This is a genomic window from Nitrosomonas sp. Is79A3 (assembly GCF_000219585.1).
Classification (GTDB): Bacteria; Pseudomonadota; Gammaproteobacteria; order Burkholderiales; family Nitrosomonadaceae; genus Nitrosomonas.
This window is the reverse complement of sequence record NC_015731.1, coordinates 3158289-3174241: the sequence shown is the minus strand read 5'-3', so window position 1 is coordinate 3174241 and position 15953 is coordinate 3158289. Positions and strand designations below refer to the sequence as shown.

Below are 15953 nucleotides of genomic sequence, written 5' to 3'. Positions count from 1 at the left end.
TCACTACGGGGAAAATCATCATGCTCATGTTTCTCTTTTATGTCATCTTGCTGCTCGTTGCAGTCATTAGTTTGATTCTGGCAGTTCCTGTCATACGCCGTTTCCTGGTTTCCAATCAGATTCTGAAAATTTTTCGCAAAATGCTTCCGCAAATATCCCAGACGGAACAGGAAGCATTGGATGCGGGCACGGTTTGGTGGGAAGGTGAATTATTCAGCGGCAAACCCGACTGGAAAAAATTGCTGGCCTATCCAAAGCCGCAATTGACGGCGGAAGAGCAAGCTTTTCTCAATGGTCCGGTTGAGCAATTGTGCGCGATGCTGGATGAATGGCAAATTACGCATGAGTTGAAAGATTTGCCGCCGGAAGTCTGGCAATTTATCAAGGAAAAAGGCTTTTTTGGTTTAATTATCCCCAAGCAGTATGGCGGTTATGGATTTTCGGCGCTGGCACACTCTGAAGTCGTGATGAAAATCGGTTCGCGCAGCGGTACGGCGGCAGTGACGGTGATGGTGCCGAATTCATTGGGACCGGCTGAGCTGTTGTTGCATTATGGCACCGAGAAACAGAAAGAATATTATCTGCCGCGTCTTGCCAAGGGTCTGGAAGTGCCGTGTTTTGCGCTGACTTCACCGGAAGCCGGGTCCGATGCCGGTTCCATGCCGGATTTTGCTGTCGTCTGCCGGGGTGAATATGAAGGCAAAACAGATGTCCTGGGCATGCGGGTAACCTGGGAAAAACGCTATATTACCCTGGGGCCGGTTGCGACCATTTTAGGTCTGGCATTCAAGCTGTATGATCCCGACAAATTACTCGGCGGAAATGAAGATCTCGGGATTACCCTGGCGCTCATTCCCACCAATACCCCTGGGGTGAATATCGGGCGGCGGCATTATCCGCTCAATGGGGCATTCCAAAATGGTCCGAATTGGGGTAAAGAGGTATTCATTCCCATGGATTGGATCATCGGCGGACAAGAAGGGGTCGGGCAAGGCTGGCGCATGTTGATGAATTGTCTGTCAGTCGGGCGCGCCATTTCGTTGCCAGCCACCAGTGTGGGCGCGGCAAAATTGGCAGCACGAACCGCTGGCGCGTATAGCCGGGTGCGCACGCAATTTAAAACGCCGATCGGTTATTTCGAAGGAATTGAGGAAGCGCTGGCGCGGATTGGCGGTAATACTTACATGATGGATGCCGCGCGGGTTATGACAGCCGGTTCGGTGGATCTGGGTGAGAAACCTTCGGTGGCCTCGGCGATCGTCAAATACCATCTGACCGAGAGGGGGCGTCAAGCGGTTAACGATGCCATGGATATTCACGGCGGCAAAGCAATCTGTATCGGCCCGAGAAACTATTTGGGGCGCACTTATCAGCAGATTCCCGTCAGCATCACCGTGGAAGGCGCCAATATTCTGACGCGCAACATGATCATTTTTGGTCAGGGTGCGCTCCGTTGCCATCCTTATCTGTTAAAAGAAGTCAACGCCACTCATGATAAGAACCCGGATAGCGCGTCGCTGGCATTTGATGAAGCATTGATAGGGCATGCAAAGTTTACGCTGTGTAATACCGCCAACAGTTTGGTGTACGCATTGTTTGGTGATTATATAAAAGACAATGCGCCGGAAAACAGCTCCCCGGAAACGGCCGTTTATTATCGCCAACTGGCACGTTTTTCCGCCAGCTTCGCCTTTATCGCCGATGTCGGGCTGATGCGATTAGGCGGCTCTCTCAAACGTAAAGAAAGATTATCTGCGAGACTGGGTGATATTTTGAGCATGCTTTATTTGTGCTCGGCGACATTGAAACGTTTCGAGGACGATGGCCGTCCTAGCGCTGATTTACCGCTGTTGCACTGGTCGATGCAGGATGCCATGTATCAAATGCAACAGGCTTTCGATGAATTTCTGACTAACTTCCCCGGACATATTGCACTGATCTGGTTGCTGAGAGCGTTGGTTTTTCCGCTCGGCAAACGCTGCAAACGGCCTGCTGACGACCTGGCGCATGAAGTTTCCCGGTTAATGATGGAACCGGGTGCCGTAAGGGATCGATTGACGACCGGGATCTATGTGCCGACAGCGGATAACGAGCCGATGGCGGATTTGGAATTGGCCTTGCAGTGTGTTATCGAGTGCGGGGCGGTTGAGGCCAAGCTGCGGGAAGCTACTAAGTTGCGTCAGATTACTGCGCGAGGCGATGAGAAAATTGCCCAGGCATTGGCACTCAAAGTCATCACTGCTGCAGAAGCCGATTTGCTAAATAAGATGAAAGATTTGCGCAGCCGGGTGGTTAAGGTGGATGATTTTCCACCTGATTTTGGTAAGGAAACCAAAACCGCTAGTAATGGGGGCGGCAAAGCAACCAGAAGTGCAGTAAATAGTGATAAAAATACTGCTGCTGCCAAGCGTGGTGATGATACGGCCAGTACGGCCAGCGAAAGTACAGAGAGCGCCAAGACAGCCAGTGAAAATAAGGATACAGTGGAGTAAAGTTAAGTAGGAGTCCGAAATACTCCAAGAGCTGGATTGGAATTTTTAACTGAAGTAAAAGGGAAAGTTATGCAAATTGAGCAAGACGGAATGACGAGTGTCATTTCGTCGGAGACGGCAATAACACTGGATGGTCTTTTTAATGAACGTGTGCAACGCTCGCCGAAAGAAGTGGCGTACCGTTATTTCAATTTAGTTAGCGAACAGTGGAGTTGTTATACCTGGGAAAGAATGAATCAACTGGTTGCCCGGTGGCAGGCGGCGCTTGAACAGGAAGCGCTGGTTCCAGGTGACCGAGTGGCAATAATGACAAGGAACTGCCCGGAATGGGTTATGTTCGAGCAAGCGGCGCTCGGTCTCGGGTTGATCGTAATACCTTTGTATACCGATGATCGTGCTGAGAACGCGGCTTATATCATTAACGATGCAAACATCAAATTGCTGCTTCTGGAGAATTCTCATCAATGGCAGGAGTTTTTTGCCATCCGTGACCAGATAGAGGGATTGCAACGTATTGTCATATTGCGATCTTATGAATCCGGCGGTTTTGGTTCGTATCATGATGATCGCGTTTTATCAACCTGGGACTGGTTGCCTGCGCATGCCGGCGCAGTCAAGCATATTGGTAACGATCCCGATAGTCTGGCGACAATTATCTATACATCCGGTACGTCAGGCCGCCCCAAAGGGGTCATGCTGAGTCATCGCAATATATTGACTAACGCTTCGAGTTGTTTGCAAGTCATACCGGTATTCCCCGGCGATCTGTTACTTTCATTTTTGCCTTTGTCACACACTTTTGAGCGCACAGCGGGCTACTATGTACCGATGATGGCCGGCGCCACCATTGCCTATGCACGTTCAATCCAGCAATTACAAGAGGATCTGCTGACAATCCGGCCGACATTGTTGATCTCAGTACCACGAATCTATGAAAGAGTGTATGCGGGCATCCGTGCAAAACTTGCCGAAGGCTCCGGTTTTGCACGCTGGTTATTTAATTTTGCGGTAGACGTGGGATATAGCCGTTTTGAATGCCAGCAAGGCAGAGGGAGCTGGCGGCCCGCACATTGTTTGTGGCCAGTATTAGAGAAACTGGTTGCAAGTAAGGTGATGAATAAACTGGGTGGCCGGTTGCGTTTTGTGATGAGCGGCGGGGCTGCGTTATCGACTGAAGTTTCGCGCATATTCATCGGCCTTGGATTACCCATTCTGCAAGGCTATGGTATGACTGAAAGCAGTCCGGTAGTTTGTGCCAATCGAATTAAAGATAATGTTCCGGCCAGTGTGGGTTTGCCTATTCCCGGAGTCGAAGTCAAGTTGGGGGAGGGTAATGCATTACTGATACGCGGACCTAATGTCATGCTGGGGTATTGGAATAATCCGGAAGCAACGAAAGCAATTATTTCCTCGGATGGCTGGCTTAATTCCGGTGATATTGCTTCGATTGATGAACAGGATCATGTAACCATTACCGGGCGCCTAAAAGAAATTGTTGTATTGTCTACCGGTGAGAAAGTACCGCCGGCCGATATGGAAGCGGCAATTTTGCGTGATCCGCTGTTTGATCAAGTGATGTTAATCGGTGAAGCGCGTTCCTATTTAAGTGTTCTGGTTGTTCTGAATCCGGCCCTGCAGAAAGATTTCATGACACAATATGGTCTGGATGGCAGCTTGGACAATGAACAGCAAAGACAACAAGCTGAGGAGATTTTATTAAACAAAGTCGCTCACCAAACCAGTGAGTTTCCAGGCTATGCCAAAATACGCCGTATTGCAGTTATTCCTGAACCCTGGAGTATTGAAAATGGTTTGTTAACGCCTACTTTGAAGTTAAAACGAGCGAAGGTGCTGGAGAAATATAAGGCGGAAGTCGATAAACTTTATACGGGGCACTAACTTTGTTGGAAAACTATCATTTAAGGAACCTATGAATAACTGTCATTTCGAGCAGAGCGAGAAATCTATACTGTTGATTGCCAAAGATTCCTCACTCCGTTCGGAATGACAAAGGTGAGTTATTCAGAGATTCCTTAACTTATCCCTCGCTGTGGAGGAAGCAAATCGATGGCAAAAGACACCAGTAAGCTGGATAAAGTGGTTCTGGAAGCACGCCTGAATGCAGAGAAACGTGCAAGAGGATACCGGGAGCAAGCACTCAAGTTGTTTCCATGGGTCTGTGGCCGTTGCGCACGCACGTTTGATCACAAAAACCTGCAGTTGCTGGAAGTGCATCACAAGAACAGTAATCATGATGACAACCCGCTCGATGGCAGTAATTGGGAACTACTCTGTACCTACTGTCACGAAAATGAACATTCCAAGCTTAAAGATTCCATGGGGCGCGTTGATAGCGGGGGAACTGAAACAGTCGCCACATTTAATCCGTTTGCCAATCTGAAAGACAGACTCAAGAATAAATCGTAATTCATCGGGTGTTATTTAAGAGGAATCTTTGGCAATCAACAGTATAGATTTTTCGCGCCGCTCGAAATGACAGTTATTCGGAGGTTGCTTAAAGTTACGGTTGATAACACCAATACTGCTTGCCGAATGTTCGTTGTATTAAATTGACAGACGGATATAATGAGCTTTTCAAGCAAACAGGAATCTAGTCATGGCTAAATTAACTGATGTTACTGGAATTGGTCCCGCCACAGTCAAACTGCTATCTGAACGCAATATCAAAACTGTCGAAGCACTGGCTTCAATGAGTCTGGCAGAATTGCAGAAAATACCGGGGATGAGTGGTGATATACGCGCACGTGCAGTCAAGAAAGCAGCGGCGGATTGTTTGCGGAGTAAGGTGACTAAGCAGCCAAGCACGCCAGCCAATAAGATTCAGACAGCCGTTAAAAAAGCCGCGACTAAAAAGACTGCAATTGAACAGCCCGCGGTTAAACAGCCTGTAGCTAAACCACCTGTTAATCAGGCCGAAGCGGATGAAATGAAGGACAAGGGCAAGAAAAAGGATAAAAAGGACGACAAGAAAGAAGAAAAAAAAGATAAAAAGAAGAAGGATAAGAGCAAAAAGAAAGATAAAAAGAAAGATAAAAAGAAAGATAAAAAGAAGTCATAGCTAAAACAAGTATTCCAATAAGCTTTTAAGCTTTTTTCAGGAAGCTTATTGGAATTTTGATAAATCGTTGGGTCTGACCAAGTATTGCAACTGTGCCTGAAGCGGATTTGCCGTAATGGCGGCATTGCCGTAATTTAGTATGGCGACTGCGGCGGTAGTCAGAAGTTTGCCGGAGCTGCTGACAGGTGGCGGGTCTTTGGATAGGTAACAGAGTAATTGATCAAGCCCTGGATTATGACCAATGATTAGTAACGTATGAATTCCTTCGCTGTGTTGATTGACAAGGGAGCGTAAGTTATTCAATGAGGCCTCATAAATCCCTGGTTCCCAAAGAATATTATTCTGGGGTATGCCCAGTTCCTTTGATACCAATTGGCAGGTTTGTTTTGCGCGCAACGCAGGTGAGCAAATGATTCGGTCTATGCGATATTGTTTCTGCTTTAACCATTTACTCATGAGTTTTGCGGCTTTTTCCCCGCGAGTTGTTAAAGGCCGATCAAAATCAGATCGGTCTTCTTCAGACCAGTCTGATTTCGCATGGCGCATGATGATCAGTTGATGTTCTTGCATGGGTCTGTTATGAAATTCCTTCGTTGATCTACATATTATCATTTCTATGACACCAAACATGGATGAATCCTACGCCGCTGTCGATTTAGGCTCAAATAGTTTTCACATGATTGTTGCTAATCTGGTGGACGGCCGTCTACAGATTATTGACCGCATGAAAGAGATGGTCAGGTTGGCTGCAGGTTTGAATAACAAGCAGGAGTTGTCGAAAGAATCCATGCAGCAGGCACTGGAATGCTTGCAGCGGTTCGGTCAACGCATCAGAGATATTCCGCATGTGAATGTTCGCGCTGTGGGGACCAATACACTGCGTCAGGCACGAAATGGCGGGGATTTTTTGTCGCAAGCCTATAGCGCACTGGGTCATCAGATCGAGATCATAGCGGGGCGTGAGGAAGCCAGGCTTATCTATTCCGGTGTTGCGCACAGCTTATACGATGATATCAATAAACGTCTGGTTGTTGATATCGGCGGAGGCAGTACCGAGGTAATCATTGGCCGCGGATTTGATACGTACTATACCGAGAGCCTGTATATGGGATGCGTCAATATGCAGCAACGCTTTTTCGAAGATGGCAAAATAAAAGCGAAGAAAATGCGTAAAGCTGTATTGTTTGCGATGCAGGAATTGGAATCGATCGAAACGGCCTATAAGAAAATGGGGTGGGAGCATGCGCTGGGATCTTCCGGAACCATCATGACCATACGCGATGTGGTACAGGCGCAAGGCTGGTGCGATTCGGGCATCACCGCTTCCGCGCTGACACGGTTAATCGAATCACTCATTGCGATTGGTGACAGCGCGTTGATCAATTTTGAAGGTTTATCCGAACGCAGAAAACCTGTATTTGCCAGTGGCGTGGCGATATTATGCGGGGTTTTTGAAGCTCTGAATCTGGATAAGATGAATATATCCGAAGGTGCGCTGCGCGAAGGTTTGTTGTACGACCTGATTGGCCGGGTACACAATGAGGATATCAGAGACAAAACCATCATGGTTGTCGCGCAAAGATACAATGTTGATATGGAGCAGGCGGATCGGGTTAGGGATACGGCGGAGAATCTTTTTCGTCAGGTAGAGACCGATTGGGAGCTGGATGAAAAAACGGATTTGAAATTATTAGTATGGGGGGCCGTCATTCACGAAATCGGTTTATCGGTTGCGCATAATCAGTATCACCGGCATGGCGCCTATTTAACGGCTAACTCGGATTTGGCGGGTTTTTCCCGCCAGGAGCAAATTAAGCTGGCGATGCTGGTTAGAAGTCATCGCAGGAAATTCCCGCTGGAAGAGTTTGAATCCATTTCCCAATCGCGAAGGGTCGCTATCATCAGGATTTGTGTTTTGCTGAGATTAGCCGTCGTTCTGCACAGAAGCCGGTCCAATAGCAAACTTCCGGAAATTCGCATTCGTGTAAACAAAAACAGAATTAATCTGGATTTCCCGCCAGAATGGCTGGATAAACATCCTTTAACACTCGTTGATTTGGGTACTGAGCAAGACTTTCTACAGGTTGCAGACATCAAATTGATGGTCAACTAGGACAAATCGCAATAATGCTCCAATAGAAGCTGTTGCGCCGAACGCGGTTTAGCAGATCCGGGTTTTAAACGTTTGTACGAGCCATCACTTTGCAGTACCCAGGCCTGTGTGTTGTCCGAGAGATAACTTAATAATCCATATTTAATCACGGTGTCACTGGTGCGTTTTTCTTCGATTGGGAAACACACTTCCACCCGGTAATGTAAATTGCGTGTCATCCAGTCAGCACTGGAACAAAATACCAATTCTTCACCGCCGTTATGGAAATAATAAACGCGGGTGTGTTCCAGGAAACGGCCTACGATGGAGCGTACATTAATATTCTCCGAGATACCTTTAATTCCTGGGCGCAGGCAACACACACCGCGAATGATCAGATCGATTTTGACGCCGACCTGTGAAGCCTTATACAATGCTGCGATGATTTCAGGATCAACCAACGCATTCATTTTGGCAATAATCCAGGCTTTTTTTCCTTCATTCGCAGCGCTGATTTCTTTTTCGATATAGTTGAGTATGCCTTTGTGCAGCGTGAAAGGCGATTGCAAAAGCTTTTTCAATTTACCCGCCCGGCCGAGGCCGGTCAGTTGATGAAACATCTTGTTCACATCTTCTCCGATCGCTTTGTCACAAGTCAGCAGACCGTAGTCGGTATATAAACGCGCGGTTCGCGCATGATAATTACCCGTTCCCAAATGGACATAACGACGCAGAGTGCGGCCTTCCCGTCTGACCACCAGGATCATTTTGGCATGGGTTTTATAATTTACTACACCGTATACCACATGCGCCCCAGCTTGCTGAAGTTCACTGGCCAATTCGATATTGGCTTCTTCATCGAACCGTGCCCGCAGCTCAATTACCACGGTGACTTCCTTGCCGGCACGCGCGGCTATTTTTAATATTTCGACGACTGCCGAATCGACACCGGTGCGATAAAGCGTCTGCTTGATCGATAACACATTGGGATCGGCCGCGGCCTGCCGCAGAAAGTCGATAATTGGCGCAAACGATTGAAATGGATGATGCAGCAAGATGTCGCCATTGTGCAGCGCATCAAATATATTGGTATTCTTGAGCAAACGCCTGGGTATTTCCGGTGTGAATCCGGCAAATTTTAATTCAGGACGATCAACCAAATCACAAATCGCGAGCAAGCGTCCCAGATTGACAGGTCCTGCAACCTGATAAAGGTCGCTTGGTTGTAATCCAAATTTTTGCAACAGGAAATTGCTGAGATTATCCGGGCAATTATCTGCAACTTCCAGGCGCACGGCATCACTGAATCGCCGCGAAGGCAATTCACCTTCCAGGGCGCGCAGCAGATCGTCAATTTCTTCATCGTCAATAAACAAATCGCTGTCGCGCGTGACTTTGAATTGGTAGCAACCGGTTGCATTCATACCGGGAAACAGATCGCTCACATGCGCATGAATGATTGATGACAGCATGACAAAATCATGATTCCCGCCACTATATTTTGGCGGAATCTGGACAATCCTGGGCAATGAGCGCGGCGCTTGCACAATGGCCAGTCCTGAGTCTCGTCCAAAGGCGTCTTTTCCTTCCAACGATATAATGAAATAGAGATTTTTGTTCAGAACCTTGGGAAAAGGATGCGCAGGATCCAAGCCAATCGGGCTGAGCACAGGTAATACTTCATCCTTAAAATAGCGATGTACCCAGCGGCTGAGCAAGGGCTTCCAATGCGTGCGGCGTAGCAATCGTATTTTGTCCTTGGCCAGTGCGGGTATGATCATGTCATTCCATACGCTGTACTGCTCAACCACAAACTGATGTGCTGTTTCACTGACACGTGCCAGTACTTCTGCCGGTGACAGATTGTCTGCCCCCGTTTGCACAGAGCTGTATTTGACTTGTTGTTTCAAACCGGCCACGCGGATTTCGAAGAACTCATCCAAATTGGTGCTGGCAATACATAAAAAACGCAGTCTTTCCAGCAGCGGCAAGCTTTCATCTTTGGCTTGTTCGATGACGCGCCGGTTGAATTCCAGCAGACTCAGCTCGCGATTGATATAAAGCGTAGGATTTTTGAGGTCAATGGTATCCATCAATGGTAACTGCTCAGAAAAATTGGTATTTGTTGCGGGCCGGTCAATTCCGCTTAGGGGCGATTAACAGGGAAATATAAAACAAGCTTCATTCTAGCCTAGGAGGCTGTCCGAGAATAGAGCGATCTACTGCAGAAAAGCTATTTTGGTCATATTTCCCGATTATTCTCGTTAAATAGAATAACTATTCGCCTCAAATAATCGAAAAATCTGTCTCAAAATAGCTTTCCCTCGCTACGATCACTATTCTTGGACAGCCTCCTAGTTTGCGCGGTATTGAGCCTTTACTTTGGTGTCAGCTTCAACAGCTTGCCGTTTTCTTCGTCCGTCAATAAATATAACGCGCCGTCCGGGCCTTGTTCCACATCGCGGAAACGCAGCGTATTGGTTAATAATCGCTCTTCGCTGAGAATTTTCTTATCGTCAATCGTTAATCGCACGAGTTGCCGGCCCGCCAAGGTACCGGCAAACAGGCTGCCACGCCACCCCGGAAACAGTTTGCCGGTGTAGAACACCATGCCGGAAGGTGCGATCGAGGGCGTCCAGTAGTGAATCGGTTCTTCAAAGCCCTGTTCGGCATGCTCGTTTTTTATCGGCACACCATTGTAATGTGTGCCGTAATTAGCCTTGGGCCAGCCGTAATTTTTGCCGGGCTGCGGAATATTGATCTCATCGCCCCCCTTGGGGCCGTGTTCATGAATCCACAACGCGCCCGTTTGGGGATGAATCGCAGCGCCCTGCACACTGCGGTGGCCGTACGACCAGATTTCCGGTTTGGCTTGCGGATTATTGACGAATGGATTATCGGCGGGCACCGAGCCATCGGGACGGATACGGATTATTTTGCCGATATGGTTGCTCAAATTCTGCGCTTCTTCCATGTAATCGCCGCGGTCGCCCAAGGTGATGAAAAGATTGCCATCAGGCGCAAATGCTAAGCGTGATCCAAAATGCACTGGTCCTTCCGTTTTTGGCAATTGGCGGAAAATCACTTGCAGGTTTTCCAGCGCACCGTCCTTCAGTTCCGCTCTGGCAACCGCAGTACCGGCTTTTGATCCTTCCGGTTCAGCATAAGACAAATAAATTAGACGGTTTTTTAAAAACTCCGGATCCAACGCAACATCCAGCAAGCCGCCCTGCTGCTGGAAAAAAACAGCGGGCACACCTTTAACAGGCTCTGACACGCGCCCATCCGGCGTGATAATGCGCAATTGGCCAATTTTTTCCGTGACCAGCACATTGCCATCCGGCATAAATGCCATGCCCCAGGGAAATTTCAATCCCTCAGCAACTAAGCGCACATTGAATTCGGTCTGGATGCGTTGCGCTTGTGCAGCGGATGAAAAGAAAAGGCTGCTGCCGATGAGTAAGGTAATCAGTGCGATAACGCTTTTAAGTTTTAATATCATTTTTATTGCCTGATGGTGTATTGCTCGGATTTGCAAATGTACCATCCCTTACAGGAAGGCCTCAATACTTGCGGTATCAAAACGCCACAATGCGGACACGCACGCCGCCAAATACATTGAGCGGCGGGCCGGGCTCATAATAACGTCCGAGCGCGGCATTGATGCGGGTGTTGGCATTGTATTGCGCGTCGAACAGGTTGTTGATACCAAAAAACACAGAACCTTCGATTCCATTGCGCTTCAATTCCCAGCCTGCCAATAACTGCCCGAGGTTATAAGCCGGATTGGTTGCGGTATTGACGTCATTGACGTAAAACTCGCCGACACGATGCACGTGAATTTGCCCGAAGAAACCTAACGGGTGCGAATAGCGCACTAATCCTTCCCAGCGATGGGAGGGAATGCCGGGAAAAATATTGCCTTTCAGACTGACATCGTTGACCACATATTTCTCAAATTCGAAGTTTGAATAGGTATAGCTGACTTCACCGCGCAGTCCTTTCCATTCCGGTGTGGCCAAACGTGTTTCCACGCCTATCCGGCGCGATTGTCCGGCATTGCGGAAAAACGCCCGGCCTGGCGAGGAGGGCAATTCGAACGGCGTGATTTCATCCCAGGTGCGGATGAAAAATACTGCCGTATCGTATTGGAATCCAGCCGTGTTGCCGCGAAAACCCAGTTCGTTGCTAAGCGAGGTTTGCGCATTCAGATTGGGGTTGAATCCGCCTCTTCCTGCCGGATTGTTAAGTAGTTCGGTGGTGGTCGGTGCTTCAAACACAGAAGCAACATGCGTATAAATCTGCTGCTGATTGGTCAGGTGATATACCAGACCGGCCGAGCCGCTGGCCTGCGATACTGTGCGTGAACCGGATTGATTGCCGTCGGTTTTAAATTGGTCTTTGACTTGATAGTTCAACCAATCCCACCGGCCGCCGATGACCAGATCGAGCTTGTCTCGCATATTCCATTCATTGCGGAAAAATGGCCCGGTGCTTTGTACACGCTCGATTTGACTCAAGTTCAACACACTGCGCACACCGAAATTGTTATTGAAACGCTGGCGGTCATCGTTTTGTATGCCGTAATCCACTCCCGCCAGAAAACGGTTGGGCCGGTTGAATAAGATATGATCGTTGACAAACTGCATCATCAGTCCGCCAACCCAGCGATCAAACTGCACCTGCCCGCCGTCAAAAAACGCCTGACGGCTTTGAAAATCACGATGCAGCAGGTGTGTGGTTACGCTGAATTCTTTGCCAGCAGACGGCCTGTGACGGAAACGCGCTCCCATTTCCTCCTGCCGGATTTCCTCACCGGCGTTGTACTGCACATTGCGTGCGGAGGCTTGCCGGGGATTGGCTTGCACCTCCGCACTGGTCAAAGCCCCAGGATCTTTGGACAGTGGCGAATAAAATTCGCGGAATACCAGCATCAAGTCCGAATCGTCGCTCGTTTTGAAGTTTAGTTTGGCTTGTGAAAATGTATTTTGCATCGCACTGTGATCGCGCCAGCCGTCCTGCTGTAAGTGTGAACCGTGCAAACTGTAACCAAAATTCCCTTGCCGTCCGCCCATGAACAATTCCGATTTCAGGTAACCGTACTGACCAAACACCTGGCGCGGCATGATAACGAATTTCTCCGGCGGCGCCTCGCGCGTGGTGATATCGATCATGCCGCCCGATGCATTGCCGTACAACGCCGCCGAAGGCCCGCGCACAATATCCATGCGCTCGATCAATGACGGATCGATTGAATCCAATTGTGTCTGCCCGTCCGGCAATGTGGCCGGAATGCCATCCACGCGCATCTGAATGCCGCGCACGCCGAACGGAGACCGCGCGCCAAACCCGCGAATCGCAATGCGCAAATCCTGTGTGAAATTGAACTGATTCTGAAAGAAAACTCCCGGCGTGCTGCGTGCAAATTCATCCAATGTCGCACCGGGCTGGTAATTATGCTGCGGAGTGCGCGTGATTTGCGTGATGCTGTTTGGAATTTGCGCCGGTGAGCGTTCACTGCGGGTTGCGGTGATGTTGATGGAATCTAGGATGGCGGGGGATGACTTAGGTGCCTGGGCTTGTATGGGTATTGATGTCAAAAATATACCCGGCAGAATAAATAGGAAATTAATCAGAAACAAGAGCCGATGAGAATGATCTGAGGGATTTCTTATTAATAATATTACTTTATAAAACATTATCTTATAGTGATATTCTGGAATCGTAAGATGGATTCTGTTTTTCGAGTAGTAATGATAAATGTGAGTAAGCTTACCATTCCAGTCATTACTGCGTTTCTCTTCACACACATTAAAAAACTTGATCTGAATCAACATTCATATTTAATAATTTTTGATATGATAAAAATTATAGCTTTTGGTAATGTAGGATTTTCTAAAAACAATTTAGTATTGTTTAAAACTTTAGCGGCTCCTAATGGGTGTTATAGTTTTTTAATTATTAAAGGGAGGGGGGGAAATGATTTTTTGCAGAACGAGTATTTTTTTAAGCATTGCTTTTTCTTCTGTGGTTACTACAAGCATTGCATCGGCCTCAGTAATAGGGACATTGGGTAATTTTGATGTCATTAATGATACGGGGAAAACGGCGCATGGTTTTGAAATTGACCTGGAAGGTATCCATAGTTATGAAGTAACTGATGTATTCGGTGGACCCGGAAGAGGGTTTCCAACAGGTCGCGGGTTTGATCCAAGTACAAGCGTTGAACGTTACGGTTCCCCAACCATAACGGAATATACAACTGGCTCTACATTTGGCACGAAAATAACCTATGAGGGAATTTTTGATGGCACAAATTGGGATTATGGAACGCCAAGCGGGACATTCATTACACCAGGCGATAACTGTTGGTCAGGTGGCGGATTGGGTTATGGTGCAGACACGCCCTGTGATCACTTTGGTGTAGGAACCTCTAAAGAGCCAACTCATACTACCTATAGCTGGCTTGTGGAAACCGGCACACCGGGTGTGTTAACTAATGGAATTGTTATCCTTCCAACACCAAGCTGGCAAGTAATTCCTTCTCCTATTCCAGATCAGCCACCACAAGTCATCGCAAAAGTGGAAGCACCTGAACCAGGACCTGGTCAGGAATTTGGTGATGCTATTTGGGTTGAAGTATTCACCACAGAATTGGAAGGCCCGGTGGAATTAGAAGATCTGGTTGGTGGTAGTCCTGTCATTGAACAGGCAGAGACAGAAATTGAATGGCAATTGCTGCAAAAGGAAATTGGCAATCCATTATCCGGTATCCTCGAAAATGAAAGTCCGGTCGGTGCAAATGCGGAATCGATCATTCGGCGTTATGAGTTTTATGAATTTAGCGGAAATTATGATCCGGAAACGCACGAGGCGCTATTTGATGTAGGTTTTGGCGATACTAATCCAGGTCCAAATGATGTTGGGCATTACTTAGGTGCACAGAATGGAGCCGTCAATTTGGTTGCAGCTCCTGTACCTGAACCATCAACCTACTTAATGTTACTCACAGGAGTGTTGCTATTGGCTGGTGTAAGAAAATATTCGCCCAACATTTGAGAAAATTCTGTTCATTAACAAAGAAAGGTGTGGCTGTATTGGAGAAAGGTCTAATTCTGTGTTGATCTGTTTTTACATCTAGTACTGCCACCACATCTTTCAGCTTAAAGATTCCATGAACTCATGCTTCAATGAAGGCAACTCATCTATGTGGTTATAGAATCTGGCAAACAGTTTCATGAATCAGATAATTCTGCTCGGTGCTAGCAACCTTACTTTATCGTTACGTCTCGTTATACACTTGCTGCAGCAGAAATTGGGCGGGCCATGTGAGATTCTGGCTGCTGTCGGGCATGGTCGAGCGTATGGCGTATTCAGTCAAATGCTGTCGCGCGGGTTGCCAGGGATTGTCAACAGCGGATTGTGGCCGCAACTGAATTCGATCGGAGTGCTTCCGACCTATGCGTTGATGACGGATATCGGCAACGATATTTTGTACGGATCGGCGCCGGAGCAGATTTTGCAGCAAGTGGAATGGTGCATTGAACAGTTGCAGAGACAGTCTGCACAGATTATTGTGACTAATCTGCCGATGGCTTCAATTGAGGATCTGTCCGAGCGGCGTTATACGTTCTATCGCAATATTTTTTATCCGTTCTGCCGATTGCCCCGAAGTGAAACCGTGAGCCGGGTTCGAGCCGTGTATCAAGGATTGATTGAACTAGCATCTTGCCGGAATTTTACGTTGTATGAACAGGAACCCGTCTGGTTTGGGCCGGATGGCATTCATGTGCATTACTGGAAACGGCGAGCGTTTTATCGGGATATTTTGGAGCAGTTTCCATTGCGCAGTGATAGGCAAGGTGGTGTTGATGAATCTCCGGATCAGGCGCCGTCCATGGTTCGACAGGCTCACTGTGAGCGGAATCCGCATCTTGTTGTTCGCCCTGAGCTTGTCGAGGGGGCGAATCAAAACTTTCATCCGGACAAAAAAGAATGGCTGCTAACCTGGCAACAACGTCCGAAATTTGCTTATAAGACGTTATTGGGACGAGAAATACATTGCCAGCAGCCGAGTGGCCGGTTAACGGATGGATCAACGATCTCCAAATATTGAACTGGATTCGCGTGTTTGACAGCCCATTCGGCTTTAAGTATATTTATTGAAATAGTAATGCAATCTTATTTTTTGATACCCTGCCTTAAAACCCTCTGTTCAATCTTGTATGCGCGTAGTTGTTACTGGAATGGGGATTGTTTCACCGATCGGCACCGGCACTGACCAATTCTG

11 protein-coding genes are annotated in these 15953 nt (G+C 47.8%); 7 read left to right on the top strand and 4 right to left on the bottom strand.

The window, feature by feature from the left end:
• Nucleotides 1–20 precede the first annotated feature (20 nt).
• The 4 genes from NIT79A3_RS14810 to NIT79A3_RS14795 all read left to right on the top strand — a co-directional run bounded on the left by NIT79A3_RS14810 (nucleotide 21) and on the right by NIT79A3_RS14795 (nucleotide 5571).
• Nucleotides 21–2492 (top strand): acyl-CoA dehydrogenase, encoded by a 2472-nt coding sequence (locus NIT79A3_RS14810; RefSeq protein WP_013966962.1) that lies wholly within the window; start codon nucleotides 21–23, stop codon nucleotides 2490–2492.
• A gap of 69 nt (nucleotides 2493–2561) precedes the next feature.
• The gene (locus NIT79A3_RS14805) at nucleotides 2562–4391 is read left to right on the top strand and encodes a long-chain fatty acid--CoA ligase (RefSeq protein WP_013966961.1); all 1830 of its coding nucleotides are present in this window, start codon (nucleotides 2562–2564) and stop codon (nucleotides 4389–4391) included.
• A gap of 168 nt (nucleotides 4392–4559) precedes the next feature.
• Nucleotides 4560–4919 (top strand): YajD family HNH nuclease, encoded by a 360-nt coding sequence (locus NIT79A3_RS14800; RefSeq protein ID WP_013966960.1) that lies wholly within the window; start codon nucleotides 4560–4562, stop codon nucleotides 4917–4919.
• 190 nt (nucleotides 4920–5109) lie between these two features.
• Complete coding sequence (locus NIT79A3_RS14795; RefSeq protein WP_013966959.1) at nucleotides 5110–5571, top strand: helix-hairpin-helix domain-containing protein; 462 nt, start codon at nucleotides 5110–5112, stop codon at nucleotides 5569–5571.
• Nucleotides 5572–5616: 45 nt separating this feature from the next.
• On the opposite strand, the gene sixA is transcribed toward NIT79A3_RS14795, so the two are convergent.
• Nucleotides 5617–6141 (bottom strand): phosphohistidine phosphatase SixA, encoded by a 525-nt coding sequence (gene sixA / locus NIT79A3_RS14790; protein WP_013966958.1) that lies wholly within the window; start codon nucleotides 6139–6141, stop codon nucleotides 5617–5619.
• 58 nt (nucleotides 6142–6199) lie between these two features.
• Here sixA and ppx point away from each other — a divergent pair, with 58 nt between their 5' ends.
• Nucleotides 6200–7684 (top strand): exopolyphosphatase, encoded by a 1485-nt coding sequence (ppx, locus tag NIT79A3_RS14785; RefSeq protein WP_013966957.1) that lies wholly within the window; start codon nucleotides 6200–6202, stop codon nucleotides 7682–7684.
• On the opposite strand, the gene ppk1 is transcribed toward ppx, so the two are convergent.
• The 3 genes from ppk1 to NIT79A3_RS14770 form a co-directional block, all read right to left on the bottom strand.
• Nucleotides 7681–9756 (bottom strand): polyphosphate kinase 1, encoded by a 2076-nt coding sequence (gene ppk1 / locus NIT79A3_RS14780; protein WP_013966956.1) that lies wholly within the window; start codon nucleotides 9754–9756, stop codon nucleotides 7681–7683. The genes ppx and ppk1 overlap by 4 nt on opposite strands.
• A 284-nt stretch (nucleotides 9757–10040) precedes the next feature.
• Nucleotides 10041–11165: a PQQ-dependent sugar dehydrogenase gene (locus NIT79A3_RS14775; protein ID WP_013966955.1), complete on the bottom strand. Its 1125-nt coding sequence runs from the start codon at nucleotides 11163–11165 to the stop codon at nucleotides 10041–10043.
• A gap of 76 nt (nucleotides 11166–11241) precedes the next feature.
• Entirely contained in the window at nucleotides 11242–13263 is a 2022-nt protein-coding gene (locus NIT79A3_RS14770) for a TonB-dependent receptor (protein WP_348225640.1), read from the bottom strand.
• 379 nt (nucleotides 13264–13642) lie between these two features.
• Here NIT79A3_RS14770 and NIT79A3_RS14765 point away from each other — a divergent pair, with 379 nt between their 5' ends.
• Both NIT79A3_RS14765 and NIT79A3_RS14760 read left to right on the top strand, forming a co-directional pair.
• Entirely contained in the window at nucleotides 13643–14722 is a 1080-nt protein-coding gene (locus tag NIT79A3_RS14765; RefSeq protein ID WP_013966953.1) for a PEP-CTERM sorting domain-containing protein, read from the top strand.
• A 178-nt stretch (nucleotides 14723–14900) separates the two neighbouring features.
• Complete coding sequence (locus NIT79A3_RS14760) at nucleotides 14901–15779, top strand: hypothetical protein (protein ID WP_013966952.1); 879 nt, start codon at nucleotides 14901–14903, stop codon at nucleotides 15777–15779.
• Nucleotides 15780–15953: the final 174 nt, after the last annotated feature.